The organism is Ensifer sp. BR816, assembly GCF_000378985.1.
Lineage (GTDB): Bacteria > Pseudomonadota > Alphaproteobacteria > Rhizobiales > Rhizobiaceae > Sinorhizobium.
The window spans coordinates 443,637-465,448 of sequence record NZ_KB905370.1; the positions used below are offsets into that span (position 1 = coordinate 443,637).

Genomic DNA, 21,812 nt, shown 5'->3' on the forward strand with positions numbered 1-21,812 from the left:
CAGGCAGGTTCACCGCATGACCCACGTGATCATAACCGGCGGCTCCAGCGGCATAGGCCTGGCACTCGCATCCCTCTATGTCGGCCGCGGCGCCCGGCTGTCTCTCGTTGCGCGCTCGCGTGATCTCCTGGAAGCGGCGGCGCAGACGCTCGTTGTGAAATACGGTGCCGGAGCCGGCGATATCCATATCGAGACGGCCGATGTCGCGAGCGAGGAGGACATCGGCTCGGCGATCGGGCGCTGCGTCGTGGCGCTGGGCCCCTGCGACATTCTCGTGACCTCGGCTGGGGTCGTCGAACCGGCGTCGTTCCTCGATGCTTCGAGCGCCGCCTTCCGACGGCAGATGGACACGAATTTTTCCGGCACCGTCAACGCGGTGCGCGCCGTCTACCCGGCCATGGTGCGGCGGCGCAGCGGCCATATCGTGATGATTTCCTCGGGTTCCGGGCTTATCGGCATCTACGGCTACACGGCCTATTGCGCGTCGAAGTTCGCGCTCCGCGGCTTTGCCGAGGCGCTGCGTAGCGAAGCGCGCTGTCACGACGTCGGCGTATCGGTGAGCTTTCCGCCGGATACGGAAACGCCGCAATTGGAGCGGGAGATCGCCGAGCGCCCGCCGGAGGCAAGCGTGGTGATGGGGGTCGTCCGTCCCTGGACCGCCGAAGCGGTCGCCAGGAAGATCATCGACGGCGTGGAAAGGAAACGGTTTGAGATCTATTTCGGCCTCACGCTTTTCCTGCTCGGACGCTTCGGCCCGGCCGTCCGGCCGCTCGTCAACTGGTGGTTCGACCGGGCAATCGCGCGCAGTCGTGGACGGTAAACTTGAGGTTCGCAGCGGCGCTTGTGCCCGCCGTCGTTAGCCTTTAAGTGTCGGCCGAAAGCCCTGCTGCCGAGGCGGCGCCGGCGCGGAAAATGGCTCGAAGGTATCGGATTGGCGCGACTTCCCTTTGAATTGCACGACTATCCGGTGGCATTGACGCTCGGCTGCTATCTGCTGTCCTGCGGGGTGATCTTCTTCACCGATCGGTTCGCCTTGCCGGCACGCGAGCGCAGGAAGAACGCTCCCCCCTACGGACGCAATCAGGACGTCATCGACGCTCTCGCCCGGCTGCCCGTGATTGCACTCGTCTTCGCCGGATTCTTCGCGATTTCCTGGCGGCCGCTCTACGCAGCTGCCGGTGTCATGAGCTTCTTCATCATCTTCACCGGCATCTCCCGCGCAAAGTTCAAGTTCATCCGCGAGCCGCTGGTTTTCTCGGACATCGCCCTCGTCGCCGACGTCTTCAAGTACAAGAGCATTTTCTATGCGACCTCGCTGAACATCCTGTTCTGGATCGTCGCCTTCCTCTACGTCTTCGGGGTTTCCGGGCTCTATATGTATTTCGAGCCGAGCGTCCTGCCGGCACGCGACAAGCTGTTCTGGGTTTTGGTGATGATCGCGGTCGCCGCCGGACCCTGGCTCCTGCTGTTCTACGGACCGGTCAACCGCCCGACGGCGGCTCTCGTGCAGCGGCTCGTGGGCAAGAAGGTCAACGTCAAAATGAGCACGGTGCGCTTCGGCACCTTCGGCTCGGTCGTCTTCCACTTCATCATCTGGCTGGGGGTCAAGCGCGAGAAGATCGTTGCCGAACTCTCCGAACGCCTGCGCGCCGCGGTCCAGGAGCTCATCGGCCATGAGGAGGCGCCGCTCATCGTCGTCTGGCAATCGGAATCCTTCATCGACATGCGCCACTTCGGCGTGGACACGATCAAGCTGCCGGCGATCGACAGGCTGCGTCAGCAGGCGGCGCAGTGGGGGCGGTTGAGCAACGTTTTCGAAGGCGGCTATACGCTACGCACCGAATTCGCGGTCCTGAGCGGCCTTGTGCCGGACGACATCCACGTCGATGCGAGCTATCCCTATCTTCGCGCCGCCCACTATGCCGATGTCGTCTGGCCGGGAAAGTTGAAGCGCGCCGGCTGGCGCACCCATTTCATTCATCCCTATGACCGGACGTTCTTCCTGCGGCACAAGGCAATGCCGGTACTCGGTTTCGAAACGCTGACCATGCTCGACGCCTTCGATCATGATCCCTCTCAAGACGGTCTCTACGTCTCGGATGCCGCCCTGACCGCGAGAGTTCTGGAGGAGGCGCAAAAGCTTCCCGAGGACGAAAGCGGTTTCTTCTTCGTCGCTTCGATGGCCAATCACGGCCCTTGGGAGCCCGGTCGCGTCGGAACGCTCACCAATCCGGTCGATATCTACCTGGCGATCCTTCAGCAATCGGATATCGCTCTGAGGAAGCTTGTCGATGGTCTCAACAGGCTGGATCGCCCGGTATGGCTCGTCTTCTACGGCGATCACGCACCGCTTCTCAAATCCTTTGCCGATCCCTTCCCCGATCCGCGCACGGACTATTTCATCGTCCCGCTGGCCAAGGCTCGCCCAGCAAATCACCGTCCCCGAACGTCGCAGGACGAGGACCCGTGGAACCTCCTGCGCGCGCTGCTCAAGCACGCCAATGTGCAAAAGGACACGCTGCAATAGCAGTGGCCCTGGGAAAACACGCAGCGATGACGGCAGGCATCACCACCAAGCAGCAGCCCCGGCGAACATTCCTGTTCCTGCAAGGCCCTTCGTCGCCGATCTTCGCCAAGATCGCCGCGCGGCTCGAGGCATTCGGCCATACCTGCCTGCGGATCAACCTCAATGCCGGCGACCAGATTTTCTGGCGGCGCGGCGGCGCGCACAATTATCGCGGCTCGATCGCCGATTGGGCCGCCTATGTCGAGGCATTCATCGGCCGCCATGCCGTCAGCGATCTCGTCCTCCTCGGCGAGGAACGCCCTTACCACCAGATGGCTATCGCCGCCGCGCGTCGGCGCGGGGTGGAGGTCTTCGTCGTCGAGATGGGCTATCTCAGGCCCGACTGGCTGACGCTCGAGCGCGGCGGCATGTCGTCCAACTCGCATTTTCCCGCCGACCCGGAGCAGATCCTGCGGGCAGCGGCCGGACTGCCGGAACCGGACTGGCGGCGGCGGTATACGCAGACCTTCTTTGCCGAGGCTGCCTTCGACCTCCTCTACAATCTGCCGAACGTCTTCTTCTCGTTTCTTTTCCCGGCTTATCGCCGGCACGCGATCTTTCATCCGCTGGCGGAATATGCCGGCTGGATGAGGCGGCTGGCTGCAGCCGAGCGCCGGCGAAGCACTGCAGACCGGCTGATCGGCTCGCTTATGTCCGCAAGCACACCCTATTTCGTCTACCCGCTGCAGCTCGAGACCGATTTCCAATTGCGGGCACACTCTCCCTTCAACAGCCAGAAAGAGGCAATTGCGGACATTCTGGCCTCATTCAGACGCCATGCGCCAGTCGCCAGCAAGCTCGCCATCAAGGTGCATCCGCTCGACAACGGCCTGATCCCGTGGCGCAGGATCATCGCCGGCCAGGCGGCGGCACTCGGGATCAGCGACCGCGTCGTCTATCTCGACGGCGGAAACCTGGATCTGCTGACGGAGAAAAGCGCCGGCATGGTAACGGTGAACTCGACCGCCGGCTTACACGCCTTGAAACAGGGCAGACCGGTAAAAGTTCTCGGCAGGGCCGTTTTCGATATCGCGGGCCTGACGGACCAGCAGCCGCTTAATGGCTTCTGGACGGCGCCACGGTCGCCGGATCCGGAGCTGGGCAAAGCGATGCTGCGATTGATGGCGGCGTCGATCCAGGTTCGCGGCAATTTCTATTCAACCGCCGGGACCGACGCCGGCGCCGAGGCCATCGCCGAGCGGCTGCACCGCAACACCGTCAACGAACCGGGTGCCTTCGTCGATCCTCCGCCGCGGCAAAAGCCGCAAAAGAGAGCAATACCTTCCGATCAGGCAACGCCGGCACGCAGGAGGTCGTGAATATGCAGGATGCCTTCCGGCTTTCCCGTCTCGCCGACGAGGAAAAGTACGGTGACCTTTTGCTCCTGCATGAATTCCATGGCCGCGCTCGCCAGCACGTCCGCCTGCACCACCTTCGGATGATGTGACATGACCTCCTCGACCGGCTGGCCGAGCAGGTCGCCGGTCATGTGCCGGCGCAGGTCGCCATCGGTGATCACGCCGACAAGCACGCCGCCCTCGTCGACAATGCCGACAACGCCGAAGCCTTTTGCCGACATCTCAATGACGGCTTCGCTCATCGGCCGGCCGACCGCGAGCAACGGCATCTGGTCCGCCACATGCGCCAGCTCGTGGACCAGCCGTAGCTGCGCACCCAGCTTGCCGCCGGGGTGGAAGGTCTTGAAGTCCTCGGCCGAAAAGCCGCGCCGTTCCAGGAGTGCGATCGCCAGCGCGTCGCCGACGGCGAGCTGCAGCATGGCCGAGGTCGTCGGCGCCAAGCCGTGCGGACAGGCCTCCGGGACCTTTGGAAGCACCAGGGCGATCTCGGAATTGCGCGCCAGGATGCTGTCGCGGTTCGACGAGATCGACACGATCGGCACCTTGAAGCGCTTGGCATAGGTGAGCATGTTGGCGAGTTCGGCCGTCTCGCCCGACCAGGACAACAGGATGAGCACGTCATCGGAGGTGACCATGCCAAGATCGCCGTGGCTCGCCTCGGTCGGGTGGACGAAATAGGCCGAGGTGCCGGTGGAGGCGAGCGTCGCGGCGATCTTGCGACCGATATGCCCGCTCTTGCCGACGCCGGAGACGACGACGCGGCCATGCCCGTCACCGACCAGTTCGACCGCTTCGACGAGGCTGCGCGCAAAGCTTTCGTCCGTCGCCAGGTGGTCCGCGAGAGCCTTGATGCCGTCCTCCGCCGTCGTCAGCGTCCGGCCGATCGAATCCAGAATGGCGCTCGGAGAATGTCCATCCGCCTTCACATGCCGCAAGCCCATCATCAAATCCCAGCTTCAGATACGATATAAGCGCAAACCGCCGTCTCAGCTGCCCGCGCGTAGAACATAGAAGCCAGATAGGCGCTTTTTTTCCGCAAACCAAGCCTTTCGCGGCCACGTTTCGGTCAAACGAGCCGATTTTCGCAGCATTCGCGTCAGCGTATTTGATTTTCCACAGTGGTGGCGGCCGGGAGCACGCGCCGACAATGCCGGAGCGCGAACGACTATCAAGAACGGGCGTGACATCCGGCGATCTTGGCCGGCGGCGGGGGCGCAGGAAATCACGCCGCCGCGCCGATGTCGTGTTGGGGCGCGCCCCTGCCGGCCAGCAGGTGGCGTATGGCCGCACGCGCCTCGTCGGCGGAACCGAAACGCTGCGCGTCGAGATCCCAGACATGATACTTGACGGCCAGAAACTTCAACCGGTCCCGGTCCGGGACGACGACGCCGACGGCTTCTCCGCCATATTCGATAACTTGCTTGCTCATGCGAATAACGCTCCTCCACGCCTGAGGCGCGGATCCTTCAATTCTCGGCAAAAGGTAAATTCGGTAAGTTCAGACGGTCACATTCGGCAAAGTTTGCGAATGCGACCTTTCACCGTTGCACGACAAAGGGAACGAGAGCCGCAGAAGGCGGCGGTCGAGACGATTCTGGACATGTCACTCTCCTTCGGCTGAGCGCGGCACGATGCGCCGCGGCGGTTCATGAACAATGTGAAGCGGATTCGGTCCGCGTCACGGTTTGCAAACTAGAATAATCTACCAATTTGGTCAATAACAAAAACGAGAAAGAGAAAAATGATTCCTCGCGCCTCGTTCCTGCCTGCCTCGCAGACAATTCCGTTACCCGTCCCTGCAGGGGCATTCCCTATCTAGGTAGCGCCGAATCGACCTGCAAGCGACGATTCGCATAAAGGCAGGACTTTCGGACGAAAAAGGGGCAGCCCGTTGAGGCTGCCCCTGACTTGGTCGGCACATTAGCTTGGAGGTCGTCAGGCCGCCGGCGTGCCTGTCTGCTGCGCACCCGAGCGGCCGGCTTCGCGATCCTTCCACCAGCGGCTGAGAAACAGCAGGATCGGTCCACCGATATAGATCGACGAGGTCGTCGCGACGATGACGCCGAAGATCATCGGCCAGGCGAAGCTTCGCACCGCCTCGCCGCCCCAGATCGCCATCGGCACCAGCGAAAGCGCGGTCGCCATCGAGGTAAAGATGCATCGCGCGATCACCTGGTTGATGCTCATGTCGATGAGATCGGAAAACGGCATCGACTTGTACTTGCGCAGGTTCTCGCGCATGCGGTCGTAGACGACGACCTTGTCGTTCACCGAGTAGCCGATCATCGTCAGCAAGGCGGCGATCGCCGTCAGGTTGAAGTCGATCCCCATCAGCGCGAAGAAGCCGACCGTCTTGGTGATATCGAGCAGCAACACCGCGATCGCGCCGACGGCGAAGTGCCATTCGAAGCGGAACCAGATGTAGAGCAGGATCGCCACCATGGCGAGGCCAACCGCGAGGAAGCCCGAACGCGCGAGCTCGCCGCTGACAGTCGGACCGACGACCTCGGTCCGCTCCATCGTCGAATCCGGAATCGCTTTGGTTACCGCATCCTTTATCTTGTTCAGCGCAATGGTCTGCTCCTGTTCACCACCCGGCTGACGCTGGACGCGGATCAGCACCGATTGGCCGCCGCCGAAGTCCTGCAGCGCCACCTCGCCGAGATTGAGTTCTTCGAGGCTGTGGCGCAGCGTCGGCAGGTCGATCTTGTCCTTGGACACCGCCTCGACCTGGATGCCGCCGATGAAGTCGATGCCGTAGTTGAGGCCCGGCGTGAAGAACAGGATGACCGAACTGATCGACAGGAAGGCCGAGAAGCCGATCGCCTGGTAGCGGCGCTTCATGAAGGAGAAGGTCGGCAGGTGCGGAACGCGTCCGAAGAGCGACGGGATTTCCAGCTTCTTCATCTTGCGGCGGACGACCACCTCGCGCATCAGCAGGCGCACGACGGTGACCGAGGTGAACATCGAGATGATGATGCCGAGCATCATGGTGACCGCGAAGCCGCGGACCGGGCCGCTGCCGAGCCAGAACAGGAGCACCGTACCGGCAAGCGTCGTGACGTTGGAATCGAGGATCGTCGCATAGGCCTTGTTGAAGCCGACATCGAGCGCCTTCATCGCACCGGCGCCCGCTTCCGTCTCTTCACGGATACGCGCGTTGATGAGGATGTTGGCGTCGACCGCCATGCCGATGCCGAGAATGATACCGGCAATGCCCGGCAGGGTCAGCGTCGATCCGATCAGGCCGAGAACGCCAATCGTCAGAATGGTGTGGAGCACCAGGCCGACATTGGCGATCATGCCCCAGGCGCCATAGAGGACGATCATCAGCGTGACGACAAGGCCGAAACCGGCAAGACCGGTATAGAGGCCCATGCGGATTGAATCGCTGCCGAGGTTCGGCCCAACCGAGCGCTCCTCGATGATGGTGAGCGGCGCCGGCAGCGCACCGGAGCGCAGTAGGGCAGAGAGGACCGTTGCTTCCTCGACGGTGAAGTTGCCGCTGATCTGGCCGCGGCCGCCGAGAATCGGCTCGTTGATGACGGGGGCGGTCAAGACCTTGCCGTCGAGGACGATGGCAAAGGGACGGCCGACATTTTCGCGGGTGATGTCGGCGAACTGGCGGGCGCCGAGCGAGTCGAAAGCGAAATCCACCACCGGCTGGTTGGTGCGCTGGTCGAAGCCGACCTTGGCATCCTCGAGCCGTTCGCCGGAAATGGCGACGCGGCTTTCGACCGGATATTTGTTGCCGTCATCGGCACCCGGCAGGATATCGACGCCGCGCGGGGCCGGCTGCGTGATGTCCACCGTCTGGTCGAGCATGTGGAAGCTCATTTGCGCCGTCGAGCCGAGGAGTTCGCGGAGCCGCGTCGGATCCTGGAGGCCCGGCAGCTGGACAAGAATGCGGTTCGAACCGATGCGCTGGATCAGCGGCTCGGCAACGCCGACCTGGTCGACGCGGTTGCGGATGATTTCAAGGCTCTGCTCGACCGCCTTGGTCATACGGTCGGCAAGGCCCGCCTCTGTCATGGCGAGCGTGATCACGTCGCCGTTCGTCGTCACGTCGAGCTCGGGCGCGGAGGCGCCGAATCCGACCGTGCTGACGGGCGTTGCCAATTCCTGCAGTTTCGGCTGGACCTTCTCGCGATCGGCAGCGTCGGGGACGTTGACCGTGACGCTGTTGCCGCTGATGCGTGCGGAGGAGGCGGAGACGCGCTCGCCGCGCAGCACACGACGGGTGTCGTCGAGAAGCGAGTTGAGGCGGGCCTTCTGCAGCCCTGCCCCGTCAACTTCGAGCACGAGGTGCGAACCGCCCCGGAGGTCGAGGCCGAGGGTGACCGGCTTGAAGGGAAGTATCGAAGCGAATTGCTCCCGCAGGGCCGGGGTCAGAATGCTCGGCATCGCCGCGAGGCATCCGAAGATAATGATCGCGACATAGGCGAGTATCGCCCATCTGGATGTACGCATGTGGAAATTCCAAAAACGCCTGAACGTGCTGTTCTTGCACCGCTCGGGCCAGGTTTCATCGAGGCAGAAGCGAAGGCTCCGCCGAATTCTCAGCCGCTACGTTACGCCAGGGGCGGTCCGCGGATGCGCCTACTCTCGTGACGAGAGTCGACTGCGACGTCGGCGCGTGGGAAAGACAGGGACCGGACGTCTTCATAGATCGGCAAGGTCGCCACTTCGGCCGCAACGATCGCAGATGGATCGCTGCCGAGCATTGGCTTTCCGTCGGCCCGTTCGCCGATGATGCGCAATTCAGGCAAGGCGACGGCGCGGGAAACCTGGCGGGCGGCGGGGCGGTCGGGCGACCCGCTATCGGGCGCGGAGACATTGCCGGTCTGCGCTCCCGCGGCGACACGGCTGGAAACGCTTTGGCCGACGGCGATGACCTGCATGGCAAAGGAAGCGCAGAACAGCCACAGCACGGCAAGGAGCCGGCCGGCCTGCATGTTTCTGCTGCCACCACTCAGAAGGTCCATCGAGGACGCGGTCCCTTTCTCTCGGCGCCTTCGCGCTTGCGAGACATGAAATTTCAACCCCGAACCGCAGCCTAATAGAAGAACATGGCCGGATTCGAGCAGGCGCCCTTAACACCATCCCGGGCCGGAAAAGTCAAATGCGCGCTGGCCCGACGGTCATCAGCCGCGGACACCGGCGGTCTTCTCCTGGTGGATCTCGATCAGAGACGGGCCTGGCCGCGAAGCCGCATCCGCCAACGCGCGCGGCAGATTTTCGATCGTCGCCAAACGTTCGGCGGGCACCCCATAGGCACCCGCAGTCATCAGGAAATCCGGCGCCGAAGGCCTTACGCCTTCCGGGGTGACTCCGGCCTCGACCATATAGGACTCGATCTCCCGATAGCCGTCATTGTTCCAGACGAGGAAGATGACCCTGGCCGCGGCGTCGACCGCCGAGCCGATCTCGGCCAGCGAAAACTGGAAGCCGCCGTCGCCGACAAGGCAGACGACCGGCCTCGTCCTGTCGGCTACCGCCGCGCCGACCGCCGCCGGAGGCGCGTAGCCAAGCGAACCGTAGCCGGTGGCGGAATTGAACCAGGCCCGCTGCCGCGGCGCATCGCAATAGAGGTTGCCGGCATAGATTGCCTGGGTCGAGTCGCCGACGATCGTACAGTCCGGGAGCACCTTGTAGATCAGGTCGATGACCCCGATTTCAGCACGCATCTTCGGCGTCAGCTCCTTCAAGGCCGCCTTGCGCGCCGCTTCGGCCCGCGCGGCGCCGTCCTTCGCGGCCGTGTGTCCGGGCAGGAGGCCCAGTATGCCCGCCGTTGCCGCCCTTGCCCCGGAGAGGATCGACAGCGCCGCCTGCGGCCCCCGCGCCAGCTGCGCGGCGTCGATATCGGTGCGGATCAGGTTCTGAAGCGCGGGAAAGCCGCCATCGGCATAGAGGTCGTAATCGGTCTGGCCCATTTCGGTGCCGAGCGCCAGCACGAGATCGGCATCGCGCAACAGAGCACGAACGGCCTTGAGGCTGGGGCTTGCCGGCACGCGCAGCGGTTGATCGGCGAGCATCCCACGGGCATTCACCGTCGTGACCACCGGCGCGCCGATCTGCTCGGCGAGCGCACGGACTTCGGCCTCGGCCGTCAGCGCGCCGCCGCCGCAGAGGATGACGGGGCGCGCGGCTTCGGCACAGAGGATCGCTGCCCTCTGCAGCGTTTCGCTGTCGGAGCGCGGGCGGGTAGCCGCCGCCGGTTTCATCCCCCTCGCCTCTATACGCTCGGCCATCACATCGGTCGGAATCTCGATATGCACGGGCCCGGGCCGGCCGGAAAGCAGCACCGCAAAGGCGCGGTCAACGACCAGCGGCAGGTCGGCCGGATTGATGAGCGTGTGCGAATAGAGCGCCAGGGTCTTCATCATGCCCTGCTGATCCGGCAATTCGTGCAGCAGGCCGCGGCCATGCCCCAGCGAGTCGCGCCGGTTGACGCCGGAAATCACCAGCATCGGGATCGAATCCTGCCGCGCCTGCGCCATCGCCGTAATCGTATTGGTGAGGCCTGGCCCGGTGATGACCAGCGCCACGCCCGGCTTGCCGCTGACGCGCGCATAGCCGTCGGCCATGAAGCCGGCACCTTGCTCATGACGGGGCGTCACATGACGGATCTTCGACGCGGAAAGCCCGCGATAGAGTTCGACCGTGTGAACGCCTGGAATGCCGAACACGACCTCGACCCCGTTCGCTTCGAGCAGATCGACGAGCACCTCGCCGACGGTTTTCATTCCGGCGCTCATGCGCGGCGTTCCCTTCGATCCGTGCAGCGTTCGGCGAGAGCGACAATGCGCCGGCACGCCTCGTCGAGCGCCGAATCCGGTACGGTCAGGCTCGCCCGGACGAAATCCCGCGCTTGCTCACCGAAGGAGGAGCCCGGCATCACTGCCACGCTTTCCTCCTCAAGCAGCGCCCAGGCAAAAGCCTCGCCCGAGAGACCCGTTCCGGCGACATCGATCAAGGCGAACATGCCGGCCTCCGGCGGCAGAACGGAGACGCCGGGCGTCCGTGCCAGAGCGGCCGATATCCGGCCGGCGCGGCGCCTGTAAGTCTCGCGCATCTGTCGCGCCGTGTCGATCTCATGCGTCAACGCATAGGCGGTCATGTCGGCAATGAACGGCTGCTGGCCGAACAGCATCGTTTCCGAAACCGGCAGGAGGCGATGGGTAAACTCTGCCGGACCGACCGCCCAGCCGCTGCGGAAACCGGGAGCGGCATGCGACTTCGAAATGGACGAGACGACCACGGTGCGCTCGGCCAGTTCCGGATTGTCGAAGGGCGATGCGAAGACGGGATCGAAGACCAGCTCCTCATAGACTTCGTCGCAGACGATCCAGAGATCGTGGCGGCGCGCGACTTCGCCGATCGCCGCGATCTCGGCTTCCGTCAGTACCGCACCGGTCGGGTTGTGCGGCGTGTTCAAGAGAAGGACGTGGCAGTCGGGCGTGACCGCCCGTTCCAGGTCTTCCGCCCGCATGTGAAAGCCGTTTTCCGGTTTCAGCGGCACGAGGACGGGATGGGCGCCGGTTGCGCGGATGACGCCTTCGTAGGTGGCGTAAAGCGGATCGCCGACGAGCACGCCGTCACCCGCTTCGGCAAGACCCAGCATGACGGCGAAGAGCGCCGTCTGGGTGCCGGGAAAACACAAGACGTTTTCCTCAGTCACATCGGCGCGGCGTCGGCGGTATTTTTCCGAAAGCGCGGCAACGATGGCGGGCTCGCCGCGGCCGTTCGAATAGCGGTAGCGCCCGGCATCCATGGCGCGCTGGCACTCGTCGAGAAGGGCGCGGTCCGGCGGCAAATCCGGCTCGCCGATGGTGAGCTCGATCACATCCGCGCCGCTCGCCTTCAACTGCCGCGCCCGGATGTGCAGCGACCATTTGCCGGAACCGAGATCCGCCAGGCGCGAGGTGATCGACGCATAACGCATGGACATTTCTCCCTTTTCTTATTCTTCTATCGGCAGGCCGAGCAGTGCCTCGACGGAAGCCATGGCAATGCTGACCAACTCGCCTTCCCGGAAAAGGTCGCCGGCAAGGCAGCCTTCCACCCACAGCCCGTCGACGAGACCGTTGATCGCGATTGCGTAGCGGCGGCATTCCTCCGGACTGGCGGGCTTGCCCTTCGCCGCGAGGAAATCGCTCAACAGATCCTGGAGCGCGTTGCGAAAGGCGAGATAGCCTTCGCGGTGAATCTCGGCGAGCACCGGATCGACCCGCACCTGGCTGATGAAGGCGGCCCAGAGCGAGACGCTGCGGCTGTCGGCGACCGGTTCGGTCAGGTTGATGGCGATGAAGTCCTTGAGCCGCGTCGTCGGCTCGCCTTCGACATTTTTCGCCTTCTCCGTGAGCGAAGCGATCACGGCGCGATAGGCCTCCGCGACCATCTGATCCTTCGAATCGAAATAGTGGCGGACGAGCCCGGCGGTGACCCCGGCGCGAACGGCGATCTGCCGGACCGTCGCGCCCTTCAGGCCGAATTCCGATATGCAGTCGAGCGTCGCCTCGATCAATTCCTGGCGACGTTCGCCTTCCGGAGCGCGATGAAAGCTGCGGCGATTCATGGCCGCCACCCGGCCGCAGGGCCATTCCTAGAGATCGTGCGTGTCTGTGAACCGGGCAGGTTCATGTGGTGCTCCACTGGTGGGGCGGCGATTGGGCGAGGTCCGCGAAAAATCAGCGGCGCAGTTATTATACACTTGAATAATAGTGGCACAAGTGCAACCATGCCCCCGTGAAACAGCGTGACAAGCCGAAGATGCTGCACGAAAGAGCGACCAGGGGAACTGTTTTCATGCCTTCAAAAGAAGCTCTGCGAGCCAGGGGAGCCGCGTGTCGATGACGGACGCGGCCCAGGCAATTGCGGTCACTGACCTCCACAAGCGTTTCGGGCCATTGGAAGTTCTGAAGGGCGTATCGCTGACCGCCCGGCAAGGCGACGTCATCGCCATCATCGGCGGCAGCGGCTCCGGCAAGTCCACCTTTCTGCGCTGCATCAACATGCTGGAACTGCCGTCGGCTGGCCGCATCAGCGTGCATGGCGAAGAGATCCGGATGAAGTCCGACGGCCGCGGTGGGCTGATGCCCGCCGACCGCAAACAGGTCCAGCGCATCCGCACCCAGCTCGGCATGGTCTTCCAGAGCTTCAATCTCTGGCAGCACATGACGATCCTCGAAAACGTCATCGAGGCTCCCGTCCACGTGCTTGGCAAATCCAGGGCCGAAGCGGTCGAAATGGCGGAGAAGCTCTTGCGCCGCGTCGGGCTCCACGAGAAGCGCGACGCCTATCCAGCCTTTCTTTCGGGCGGCCAACAGCAGCGCGCCGCGATCGCCAGGGCGCTCGCCATTCAACCGCTCGTCATGCTCTTCGACGAGCCGACCTCGGCGCTCGATCCCGAACTCGTCGGCGAAGTGCTGTCCGTGATCGGCGACCTTGCGCGCGAGAAACGGACGATGCTGCTCGTCACCCACGAGATGAAATTCGCCCGCAACGTCGCCAACCATATCGTCTTCCTGCACAACGGCCTCATCGAGGAACAGGGACCACCCGAGGCAATCTTCGGCGCGCCGAAATCCGAAAGGCTGAAGAAATTCATCAGTTCAATTCATTGAATTCCGCAATGCTCAACAACCAAAAAAGGGAACAGCATGACGAAGACATTGAAGCTCCTGGCGCTCGCCGCCGCCCTGTCGATCACCGCTGCCGCCGCTGCCTCGGCCGAACAGGTCAAGGTCGGCTTTGCTGCCGAACCCTACCCGCCCTTCACCTCGCCTGACGCGAACGGCAACTGGGAAGGCTGGGAGGTCGAGTTCATGAAGGCGATGTGCGCCGAGGCTAAGCTCGATTGCGTGATCACCCCCGTCGCCTGGGACGGCATCATCCCGGCGCTGACCTCCAAAAAGATCGACATGATCGTCGGCTCGATGTCGATCACCGCGGAGCGCCTGAAGACCATCGACTTCTCCGACAAGTACTACAACACCCCGACCGGCATCATCGGCGCCAAGGGCGAGGACATCAAGCCGACGCCGGAAGGGCTCGCGGGCAAGACGCTCGGCGTGCAGGTCTCGACCGTGCATCAAGCCTATGCGGCCAAGCACTTCGCCCCGGCCGGCGTGGAGGTCAAGGAATACCAGACCCAGGACGAAGCCAACCAAGACCTCGCCGCCGGCCGTCTCGACGCCGTGCAGGCCGATGCGATCGCCCTCGAGGCCTTCCTGAAGAGCGACCAGGGCAAGGATTGCTGCGACTACAAGGGCGAAGTCGCCGAGGACGTCGACGTTATCGGACCGGGCGTTGGCGTCGGGCTGCGCAAGGACGAGACCGAACTCAAGGACAAGATCAACGCGGCGATCAATGCGATCCGGAAGAACGGCACCTACGACGCCTTCTCGAAGAAGTATTTCGACTTCGACATTTACGGCGGCTAAGCCGCAGCCGCCCGGCGGTCCACGGCCGCCGGGTCTTGACCTCGACGAGAGTATCAAATGGCCGCCGATTCCATCATCAACTGGAGCCTGCTCGCGCTCGGGGCGCCCGGCTGGGGCGGCGTTCTGCTGCAGGGCTTCCTGCATTCGATCGAGATCGCCGTCGGCGGCTATGCGCTCGGACTGCTGCTCGGCGTCGGCGGCGCCTTCGGCAAGCTCTATGGCGGGCCGGTGGTGCGCGACCTGCTCGAGTGCTATACGACGATTGTCCGGGCGGTGCCCGAACTCGTTCTCATCCTACTTCTCTACTATGCCGGCACCGACCTTCTGAACCAGTTCCTCGGCGCCATGGGGATCGGCACCGTCGATATCAGCGGCTTGGCAGCCGGCATCTTCGTCATCGGCGTCGTCCAGGGCGCCTATTCGACCGAGGTGCTGCGCGGCGCCATCAAGGCGGTGCCTGGCGGGCAAATCGAGGCGGCGCGTGCCTACGGCATGTCGCCGATGAAGGTTCTCAGGCGCATCACGCTCCCCGCGATGCTCCCCTATGCCATACCCGGCCTTGCCAATCTCTGGCTGATCGCCACCAGGGACACGGCGCTGCTGGCCGTCGTCGGCTTCAGCGAACTGACGCTCGTCACCCGCCAGGCCGCCGGCACCACCAAGGCCTATTTGCTGTTCTTCTGCGCCGCCGGGGCGCTCTATCTCGCCCTGACGCTCGTCTCGAACCTTTTCATCGGCGTCATCGAGCGGCATGCCCGGCGCGGCTTCGCGGAGCAGCGATGACCGACGAAACGACCCGCGCGCCCGGTCAGAATGATCTTGGGTTGAAACAACCCAAGATCATTCTGACCGATTCCAGCAGGTTGGAGCGGGATGCGGGCGGAAAACCGCTTCACACTTTTCCTCATTCCGCTCTTGCGCTCGTCCCCGGGGATCTTCCCAAGCCGGAGAACCTCCTCAAGCCGCATCGCATCGTCCTGATGCTCGTCTTCGCCGGCGTCGTCGTCGCAGTCGCCGTCTTCATGCGTTGGGATTGGCTGCCGCGCTACCTGCCGAGGCTCGGCTCCGGCATCCTTGTCAGCCTGGCGATGCTGTTCAGCACCGCGATCCTGGGCTTTCTGCTCGCCGTTCCGCTCGGGCTCGTCCAGGTGACCGGCCCGTGGTTCCTAAAGCTCCCGGCCCGTCTCTTCTGCACCGTCATCCGGGGAACGCCGCTGCTCTTGCAGCTCTGGCTGCTCTATTACGGCCTCGGCTCGCTCTTTCCCCAGTTCCCCTGGATCCGCCATTCCTTCCTCTGGCCCTATCTGCGCGAGGCGTGGCCCTATGGGGTGGCGGCGCTGACGATTTCCTTCGCGGCCTATGAGGGGGAAGTGATGCGCGGCGCCTTTGCCGGAGTGCCGCGGGGAGAATTGGAAGCTGCTCGTGCCTACGGCATGGGACGCTGGACGATGTTCCGGCGCATCTGGCTGCCGCGCGCCGTCCATCGGGCGCTGCCGACGCTCAACGGCGAAACCGTGCTGCAGCTCAAATCGACGCCGCTCGTTGCCACCATTACCGTGGTCGACGTCTATGCAGTGATCTCGAAGGTGCGGCAGGAAACCTTCCTCACCTACGAGCCGTTGCTGCTACTCGCCCTCATCTACATGTGCCTGACCGGAATCCTGGTCGTCACTTTCCGCTATTTCGAAAACCGCATCCCAACCCGTGGTGCCTGACATGAAAATTTCCGCTGCGATCGGCAATGCCCTGCCGGAACTCGTCGCCATTCGCCGCGACCTGCACGCCCATCCGGAACTCGGACTGGAGGAGACGCGCACATCGGCCTTCATCGCCGGCCACCTCGAAGCACTCGGCTACGAGGTGACGACGGGACTGGCGAAAACCGGCGTCGTTGGCACACTCAGGAATGGCAGCAGCCCCCGTTCGATCGGCATCCGCGCCGATATCGACGCCTTGCCGATCCATGAGGAGACCGGCCTCGACTATGCCAGCACGACGGTGGGGCTGATGCATGCCTGCGGCCACGACGGCCACACGGCAATGCTGCTCGGCGCCGCCCGGGCGCTTGCCGAGCGGAAGAATTTCGACGGCACCGTCCACCTCATCTTCCAGCCGGCCGAGGAGAATTTCGGCGGTGCGAAGATCATGATCGACGAGGGCCTGTTCGAAAGATTTCCCTGCGACGCTGTCTTCGCGCTCCACAACGAGCCGAATCTCCCCTTCGGGCAGTTTGCATTGCGTGAGGGCCCGATCGGGGCGGCCGTCGACGAGGCGCGGATCACCGTGCACGGCCGCGGCGGCCACGGCGCCGAACCGCAGGAGACGGCCGACCCGATCGTCTGCGGCGCCAGCATCGTCATGGCGCTGCAGACGATCGTGTCGCGCAACATCCATCCGATGGACCCGACCGTCGTCACGGTCGGCGCCTTCCACGCGGGTTCGGCGAGCAACATCATTCCGGAACGGGCGGAGATCGTCGTCGGCATCCGGTCCTTCGATCCGGTGGTTCGCGACGAACTGGAACGCCGAATCCGGATGATCGCCGAGGTGCAGGCGGCGAGCTTCGGCATGCGCGCCACCGTCGACTACCAGCGCAGCTATGACGCGACGATCAATCACAAGGCGGAGACGGATTTCGTCCGCGACCTGGCGATCCGCTTCGCCGGGGCGGACAAGGTCGTCGATCTGGCCCGGCCCTATATGGGCAGCGAGGACTTCGCCTATATGCTTAAAGAGAGGCCCGGGACCTATTTCTTCCTGGGGTCGCGGGCGACCGGCGAGGAGAAGCCGCTCCATCACCCCGGCTACAACTTCAACGACGACCTGCTGCCGATCGGCGCCGCCTTCTGGACGGAACTCGCCGAGGCCTATCTCGCGCGTCCCTGAAGTTCCAACGCCGCGCGTCCCATCGGTAGCTGCGGTCGCAAATGCCGCAGGCGAAACATTGCCGCAGTGTGACAACGTGGCGGTTCGCCCTTCATTGACGTTTGGCAATATTGCGTCAGATTCAATCGCACGATGCAGATCGCTGATACGAGATGCATTCGCGTCTGATCTGCCGGCTTCCGTCTGAAAGGATTGCGCCGTGTTTGAAGCCTTCGATGCGACACTGCTTGCGCGCATTCAGTTCGCCTTCACGGTCTCGTTTCATATCATCTTTCCCGCTTTCTCCATCGGGCTCGCCAGCTATTTGACGGTTCTGGAGGCGCTTTGGCTCTGGAAGAAGGACGCGGTCTATCTGGAGCTCTTCAACTTCTGGAAGACGATCTTCGCCGTCGCCTTCGGCATGGGCGTCGTCTCCGGAATCGTCATGTCCTACCAGTTCGGCACCAACTGGAGCGTGTTCTCCGACAAGGCCGGCCCGATCATCGGGCCGCTGATGGGCTACGAAGTGCTGACCGCTTTCTTTCTCGAGGCCGGCTTTCTCGGCGTCATGCTCTTCGGCTTGAACCGGGTGGGGCCAGGCCTGCATTTTCTCGCGACAGCCATGGTCGCCACCGGCACGCTGATCTCGGCCACCTGGATCTTGTCCGCGAACTCCTGGATGCAGACCCCGGCGGGCTTTGCCATGAACGAGGCCGGGCAATTCATGCCGGTCGACTGGTGGGCGATCGTCTTCAATCCGTCCTTCCCCTACCGCCTCGTCCATATGGTGCTTGCCGCCTATTTGACGACGGCCTTCGTCGTCGGCGCCTGCGGCGCCTGGCATCTCTTGCGCAAGACCGCACCACGCCGCGCCCGAAAAATGTTCTCGATGGCGATGTGGATGGCGGCCATCGTCGCGCCGATCCAGATTTTCGCCGGCGACCAGCACGGGCTCAACACGCTCGAGCACCAGCCGGCCAAAGTGATGGCGATGGAAGGCCACTTTCACAGCCATCCCGACGGTGCTCCGCTGGTTCTCTTCGGCATTCCGAATTCGGCGGAGAAGCGCATCGACTACGCGATCGAAGTGCCAAAACTGGGGAGCCTCATCCTGAAACACGATCTCGATGCGCCGCTTGCCGGATTGGACACGATTCCCGAGGAACTGCATCCGCCGGTCCCTGTCGTTTTCTGGTCGTTCCGCATCATGGTCGGCATGGGCTTGGCCATGCTCGGCATCGGGCTATGGTCTCTCTGGTGTCGGTATCGCGGGACACTTGCTACCAGTGCCTGGCTGCATCGCATGGCAGTGGCAATGGGTCCGGCGGGGTTTGTCGCAGTGCTTGCCGGCTGGATCACGACCGAGGTCGGGCGACAGCCCTATACGGTCTATGGCCATTTGCTGACGGCCGATTCGGTATCACCGATCGAGGCTCCGGCCGTCGGCGCGTCGCTCCTCGCCTTCATCATCGTCTACTTCCTCGTCTTCGGCGCCGGCACCTTCTACATCCTGCGGCTGATGGCGCGCCTGCCGCGCGATACCATGCCGGAGCTCGACGAGGGGCCGCTGCGCACAGCCGGCGTCACCCCTGGCCCGGCAGCGGTGAAACCCCATGGAGGCCCGCATGGCCATTGACCTGCCGTTCATCTGGGCCGCGCTTATCGCCTTCGCGGTGCTCGCCTATGTGGTGCTCGACGGCTTCGACCTCGGCGTCGGCATTCTCTTTCCGTTTTTCCCGGAGAAACACGATCGCGATGTGATGATGAATTCCGTGGCACCGGTGTGGGACGGCAACGAGACCTGGCTGGTGCTCGGCGGCGGCGGCCTGATGGCCGTCTTCCCGCTCGCCTATGCGACGGTGCTGCCGGCGCTCTATGCACCGATCATCGCCATGCTTCTCGGCCTTATCTTCCGCGGCGTCGCCTTCGAATATCGCTGGCGTACGCGGCGCGGCGAGTTTTTGTGGAACTGGGCCTTTGCCGGCGGCTCGACGCTCGCAGCCTTTTCCCAGGGGCTGGCGCTCGGCGCGCTGGTCCAGGGAATTCCTGTCGAGGACCGGGCCTATGCCGGCGGCTGGTGGGACTGGCTGACGCCGTTCTCGATCGTCACCGGCTTGGCGATCGTCGTCGGCTACGCACTGCTCGGCGCGACCTGGCTGATCATGAAGACGCAGGGCGAACTTGCCGAGCAGGCCCGCGCGATCGCCCTCAAAAGTGCCTTCGCCACAGTTGCGGCGATGGGCATCGTCAGCCTGTGGACGCCATTTCTCGAGCCGGTCTATCTGCAGCGCTGGTTCGGCTGGCCGACGGCGATCTTCAGCGTCATCGTGCCGCTGCTCGTTCTCGGCTGCCTTTACCTGCTGCTCAAGGGCATCCAACAGCGCCACGACCGCCAGCCCTTCATCGCCGCCCTCGGCCTCTTCCTGCTCGGCTATATCGGCATCGGTATCAGCTTCTACCCTTATATGGTGCCGCCGTCGCTGACCATCTGGGACGCTGCGGCGCCGAACGACAGCCTCGCTTTCCTGCTCGTCGGCGCGCTCGTGCTGGTGCCGATCATCCTTGCCTATACGGCCTATGCCTACTGGGTGTTCCGCGGCAAGGTTGATCCGGAAGAGGGCTATCACTGATGAGCGCGCTCGGGCGCAGGATTCTCTGGTTCGTCGGGCTCTGGCTCGCCGGCGTCGCGGCGGTCAGCGTGGTCGGCCTCGCAATCAAGCTTGCGCTCGGCGGTTAGAAAGCCCCGCTCAAGTTTGCGCGCCTACCGTCTTCCCACACATCGGCAGGCAATCGCCGGCAGAGACAGGACCGCACCCTACTCCCCAGCGATCGCCTGCCGAGGTGACCAGTTTCGGCTGGAGCGGGACAAGCTTCTGGTCAGCTTTAGCACACGATCCATGTTCTTTCGTCATCCTCCGGTCAAGCCCGAGGATGACGAAGCATGAGGATGGCATGGCGTACCACGACGCGCTAAGCACGCTGCAAGGGCTGTCTCTCAAGCGCCGCACCGTTTTTCCCCTTCTCAGCCGGCATCCCCTTTGCTAGCAGTTCGGCGCAAGAAAACGGGGCGCGATCCGCCCCGCAGGAGCCGGATATGCAGAAGAGCCCCGCAGAATGCACGACGATGGCGGATGTGCGCGCCGAAATCGATCGGCTCGACCGCGCCCTGATGTCGCTCTTTGCCGAGCGCTGGGGCTATATCGACCGCGCTGCCGAAATCAAGCGTCCGCTGAACTTGAAGGCCGACATTCCGGCGCGCGTCGCCGAGGTCCGGGAGAATGCCCGCAGGCACGCAATCGAGTTCGGCCTGGAGCCGGGCTTCTATGAGGGCCTGTGGGCGCAACTGATCGAGCATGCGATCGCGCATGAGCGTCGCCTCCTCGGTGAAGACGAGGGATAGGACTCGAGCCGCGTCAGCCGTTGGCTACCAGCCGCCCGTCGTCGCCGCGCCCATCGTCGAAACTGTTCTTGCGGCTGAGATAGCCTTCCCAGTCGAAGGCGCTCTGGACGATATGCTCGAGGCTGGCATGGGTCGGGACCCAGTCGAGCTTCAACCGCGCCATGCTTGGATCGGCGACCACCTGGGCCGCATCGCCCGGGCGCCGCGGGGCATAGTCGACCCGGAAATTTCGGCCGGAAACCTGGCGCACCGTGTCGAGGACCTGCAGCACGGAAAAGCCGTCGCCATAACCGCAATTGGCGACGAGCGGCTCGCCGCCGCAGCTCAGATAATCAAGCGCTTTCCGATGCGCGGCAACCAGATCGCTGACATGGATATAGTCGCGAATCCCGGTGCCGTCCGCCGTCGGATAGTCGGTGCCGAAGACATCGACCTTGCGGCGCCTGCCGAGCGCAGCTTCACAGGCAACCTTGATGAGATGGGTGGCGCCGAAGGTCGACTGGCCGGCGCGACCCAGCGGATCGGCCCCAGCGACGTTGAAATAGCGCAAGGCGACATAGCTGAAATCATGCGCCGCGGCCGCGTCCTCGAGCATGATTTCCGACATCAGCTTGGAACGGCCATAGGGGCTTTCCGGGCGCAAGGCCGCCGTTTCCTTGACCGGATCCGGCGTATCCTGGGTGCCGTAGACAGCCGCCGTCGACGAGAAGACGAAGCGGCGCACGCCGGCCTCCACGGTCGCGGCAATCAGCGTGCGCGTCTTCGCCGTATTGTTCTCGTAATAGGCAAGCGGCTTGGAAACGGATTCCGGCACGACGGCCGAGCCGGCAAAATGGACGACGGCGTCGATCGTGTTTTCGGCGAAGATCCGCGCCAGCACCGCGCGATCGCCGACATCGCCGAAATAGAATCGCGCCTCCGGCGCCACCGCCCAGCGGAACCCGGTCGTCAGGCTGTCGAGCACGACGACGGCCTCGCCCGCGTCGAGCAACGACCAGATCATATGGCTGCCGATATAGCCCGCTCCGCCCGTCACCAATATGGCCATGGCTGATTTTCCACCCCGATAAATCCCGGGAACAGCAAAGACGGGCGATGCTTACGGAATTGGTAAATCGGGGCGCCGGAGCCACCATTCTCCGCCACTTCTCGTCCGCGTGGTTAAGTCCGGGCGACGA

Annotated in this window: 19 protein-coding genes; 11 read left to right on the forward strand and 8 right to left on the reverse strand. The window is 63.8% G+C overall.

Annotated features, from left to right (window positions below; translation table 11 throughout):
* Nucleotides 1-16: 16 nt before the first annotated feature.
* The 3 genes from RHIBR816_RS0102120 (at nucleotide 17) to RHIBR816_RS0102130 (ending at nucleotide 3,885) form a co-directional block, all read left to right on the forward strand.
* Nucleotides 17-820, forward strand: a complete 804-nt coding sequence (locus RHIBR816_RS0102120) for an SDR family oxidoreductase (protein WP_018234881.1) — start codon at nucleotides 17-19, stop codon at nucleotides 818-820.
* 111 nt (nucleotides 821-931) lie between these two features.
* The gene (locus RHIBR816_RS0102125; RefSeq protein ID WP_018234882.1) at nucleotides 932-2,527 is read left to right on the forward strand and encodes an LTA synthase family protein; all 1,596 of its coding nucleotides are present in this window, start codon (nucleotides 932-934) and stop codon (nucleotides 2,525-2,527) included.
* A gap of 26 nt (nucleotides 2,528-2,553) precedes the next feature.
* Nucleotides 2,554-3,885 (forward strand): capsule biosynthesis protein, encoded by a 1,332-nt coding sequence (locus RHIBR816_RS0102130; protein WP_018234883.1) that lies wholly within the window; start codon nucleotides 2,554-2,556, stop codon nucleotides 3,883-3,885.
* Here the strand turns inward: RHIBR816_RS0102130 and RHIBR816_RS0102135 are convergent.
* The 7 genes from RHIBR816_RS0102135 to RHIBR816_RS0102165 form a co-directional block, all read right to left on the reverse strand.
* Complete coding sequence (locus RHIBR816_RS0102135) at nucleotides 3,855-4,865, reverse strand: SIS domain-containing protein (RefSeq protein ID WP_034815896.1); 1,011 nt, start codon at nucleotides 4,863-4,865, stop codon at nucleotides 3,855-3,857. The two genes, RHIBR816_RS0102130 and RHIBR816_RS0102135, sit on opposite strands and share 31 nt — an antisense overlap.
* Before the next feature lie 281 nt (nucleotides 4,866-5,146).
* Nucleotides 5,147-5,353 (reverse strand): hypothetical protein, encoded by a 207-nt coding sequence (locus tag RHIBR816_RS0102140; RefSeq protein WP_018234885.1) that lies wholly within the window; start codon nucleotides 5,351-5,353, stop codon nucleotides 5,147-5,149.
* A gap of 506 nt (nucleotides 5,354-5,859) precedes the next feature.
* On the reverse strand, nucleotides 5,860-8,394 hold the full coding sequence (secD, locus tag RHIBR816_RS0102145; RefSeq protein ID WP_018234886.1) for a protein translocase subunit SecD: 2,535 nt from the start codon (nucleotides 8,392-8,394) through the stop codon (nucleotides 5,860-5,862).
* 101 nt (nucleotides 8,395-8,495) lie between these two features.
* Nucleotides 8,496-8,909, reverse strand: a complete 414-nt coding sequence (locus RHIBR816_RS0102150) for a hypothetical protein (protein WP_026186557.1) — start codon at nucleotides 8,907-8,909, stop codon at nucleotides 8,496-8,498.
* A gap of 159 nt (nucleotides 8,910-9,068) precedes the next feature.
* A complete protein-coding gene (locus tag RHIBR816_RS0102155; RefSeq protein WP_018234888.1) occupies nucleotides 9,069-10,682 on the reverse strand; it encodes a 5-guanidino-2-oxopentanoate decarboxylase in 1,614 nt (537 codons plus the stop codon).
* Nucleotides 10,679-11,869, reverse strand: coding sequence for a pyridoxal phosphate-dependent aminotransferase (locus tag RHIBR816_RS0102160; protein ID WP_018234889.1), 1,191 nt, complete (start codon nucleotides 11,867-11,869; stop codon nucleotides 10,679-10,681). The genes RHIBR816_RS0102155 and RHIBR816_RS0102160 overlap by 4 nt, the downstream gene beginning before the upstream one ends.
* 18 nt (nucleotides 11,870-11,887) lie before the next feature.
* Nucleotides 11,888-12,502 carry a TetR family transcriptional regulator C-terminal domain-containing protein gene (locus RHIBR816_RS0102165; protein ID WP_018234890.1) on the reverse strand — a complete coding sequence of 205 codons (615 nt, stop codon included), beginning with the start codon at nucleotides 12,500-12,502 and terminating at the stop codon, nucleotides 11,888-11,890.
* Between the two features lie 274 nt (nucleotides 12,503-12,776).
* On the opposite strand from RHIBR816_RS0102165, the gene RHIBR816_RS0102170 reads away from it, so the two are divergent.
* The 8 genes from RHIBR816_RS0102170 (at nucleotide 12,777) to RHIBR816_RS0102210 (ending at nucleotide 20,634) form a co-directional block, all read left to right on the forward strand.
* The gene (locus tag RHIBR816_RS0102170; RefSeq protein ID WP_018234891.1) at nucleotides 12,777-13,550 is read left to right on the forward strand and encodes an ABC transporter ATP-binding protein; all 774 of its coding nucleotides are present in this window, start codon (nucleotides 12,777-12,779) and stop codon (nucleotides 13,548-13,550) included.
* A gap of 36 nt (nucleotides 13,551-13,586) precedes the next feature.
* Nucleotides 13,587-14,369, forward strand: coding sequence for a transporter substrate-binding domain-containing protein (locus RHIBR816_RS0102175; RefSeq protein WP_018234892.1), 783 nt, complete (start codon nucleotides 13,587-13,589; stop codon nucleotides 14,367-14,369).
* A gap of 57 nt (nucleotides 14,370-14,426) precedes the next feature.
* On the forward strand, nucleotides 14,427-15,152 hold the full coding sequence (locus RHIBR816_RS0102180) for an ABC transporter permease (RefSeq protein WP_018234893.1): 726 nt from the start codon (nucleotides 14,427-14,429) through the stop codon (nucleotides 15,150-15,152).
* A gap of 197 nt (nucleotides 15,153-15,349) precedes the next feature.
* Complete coding sequence (locus RHIBR816_RS0102185; RefSeq protein WP_245262684.1) at nucleotides 15,350-16,084, forward strand: ABC transporter permease; 735 nt, start codon at nucleotides 15,350-15,352, stop codon at nucleotides 16,082-16,084.
* 1 nt (nucleotide 16,085) lies between these two features.
* Nucleotides 16,086-17,255 carry a M20 aminoacylase family protein gene (locus RHIBR816_RS0102190; RefSeq protein ID WP_018234895.1) on the forward strand — a complete coding sequence of 390 codons (1,170 nt, stop codon included), beginning with the start codon at nucleotides 16,086-16,088 and terminating at the stop codon, nucleotides 17,253-17,255.
* Between the two features lie 199 nt (nucleotides 17,256-17,454).
* Entirely contained in the window at nucleotides 17,455-18,870 is a 1,416-nt protein-coding gene (locus tag RHIBR816_RS0102195; protein ID WP_018234896.1) for a cytochrome ubiquinol oxidase subunit I, read from the forward strand.
* Entirely contained in the window at nucleotides 18,860-19,864 is a 1,005-nt protein-coding gene (cydB, locus tag RHIBR816_RS0102200) for a cytochrome d ubiquinol oxidase subunit II (protein ID WP_026186558.1), read from the forward strand. Before RHIBR816_RS0102195 ends, cydB begins: the two co-directional genes overlap by 11 nt.
* A gap of 464 nt (nucleotides 19,865-20,328) precedes the next feature.
* A complete protein-coding gene (locus RHIBR816_RS0102210) occupies nucleotides 20,329-20,634 on the forward strand; it encodes a chorismate mutase family protein (protein WP_018234899.1) in 306 nt (101 codons plus the stop codon).
* A 13-nt stretch (nucleotides 20,635-20,647) separates the two neighbouring features.
* Here the strand turns inward: RHIBR816_RS0102210 and galE are convergent, their stop codons facing one another.
* Nucleotides 20,648-21,682: a UDP-glucose 4-epimerase GalE gene (galE, locus tag RHIBR816_RS0102215; protein ID WP_018234900.1), complete on the reverse strand. Its 1,035-nt coding sequence runs from the start codon at nucleotides 21,680-21,682 to the stop codon at nucleotides 20,648-20,650.
* Nucleotides 21,683-21,812 lie beyond the last annotated feature (130 nt).

Excerpts from the sequence above, each read along its gene's own strand:
- RHIBR816_RS0102155 (WP_018234888.1), bottom strand. The coding sequence starts at position 10,682 with ATGAGCGCCGGAATGAAAACCGTCGGCGAGGTGCTCGTCGATCTGCTC.
- RHIBR816_RS0102170 (WP_018234891.1), top strand. The coding sequence starts at position 12,777 with ATGACGGACGCGGCCCAGGCAATTGCGGTCACTGACCTCCACAAGCGT.
- RHIBR816_RS0102180 (WP_018234893.1), top strand. The coding sequence starts at position 14,427 with ATGGCCGCCGATTCCATCATCAACTGGAGCCTGCTCGCGCTCGGGGCG.
- galE (WP_018234900.1), bottom strand. The coding sequence starts at position 21,682 with ATGGCCATATTGGTGACGGGCGGAGCGGGCTATATCGGCAGCCATATG.
- cydB (WP_026186558.1), top strand. The coding sequence starts at position 18,860 with ATGGCCATTGACCTGCCGTTCATCTGGGCCGCGCTTATCGCCTTCGCG.
- RHIBR816_RS0102160 (WP_018234889.1), bottom strand. The coding sequence starts at position 11,869 with ATGCGTTATGCGTCGATCACCTCGCGCCTGGCGGATCTCGGTTCCGGC.
- RHIBR816_RS0102165 (WP_018234890.1), bottom strand. The coding sequence starts at position 12,502 with ATGAATCGCCGCAGCTTTCATCGCGCTCCGGAAGGCGAACGTCGCCAG.
- RHIBR816_RS0102130 (WP_018234883.1), top strand. The coding sequence starts at position 2,554 with ATGACGGCAGGCATCACCACCAAGCAGCAGCCCCGGCGAACATTCCTG.
- RHIBR816_RS0102185 (WP_245262684.1), top strand. The coding sequence starts at position 15,350 with ATGCTCGTCTTCGCCGGCGTCGTCGTCGCAGTCGCCGTCTTCATGCGT.
- RHIBR816_RS0102210 (WP_018234899.1), top strand. The coding sequence starts at position 20,329 with ATGCAGAAGAGCCCCGCAGAATGCACGACGATGGCGGATGTGCGCGCC.
- RHIBR816_RS0102175 (WP_018234892.1), top strand. The coding sequence starts at position 13,587 with ATGACGAAGACATTGAAGCTCCTGGCGCTCGCCGCCGCCCTGTCGATC.
- RHIBR816_RS0102190 (WP_018234895.1), top strand. The coding sequence starts at position 16,086 with ATGAAAATTTCCGCTGCGATCGGCAATGCCCTGCCGGAACTCGTCGCC.
- RHIBR816_RS0102120 (WP_018234881.1), top strand. The coding sequence starts at position 17 with ATGACCCACGTGATCATAACCGGCGGCTCCAGCGGCATAGGCCTGGCA.
- RHIBR816_RS0102140 (WP_018234885.1), bottom strand. The coding sequence starts at position 5,353 with ATGAGCAAGCAAGTTATCGAATATGGCGGAGAAGCCGTCGGCGTCGTC.
- secD (WP_018234886.1), bottom strand. The coding sequence starts at position 8,394 with ATGCGTACATCCAGATGGGCGATACTCGCCTATGTCGCGATCATTATC.
- RHIBR816_RS0102150 (WP_026186557.1), bottom strand. The coding sequence starts at position 8,909 with ATGGACCTTCTGAGTGGTGGCAGCAGAAACATGCAGGCCGGCCGGCTC.
- RHIBR816_RS0102135 (WP_034815896.1), bottom strand. The coding sequence starts at position 4,865 with ATGGGCTTGCGGCATGTGAAGGCGGATGGACATTCTCCGAGCGCCATT.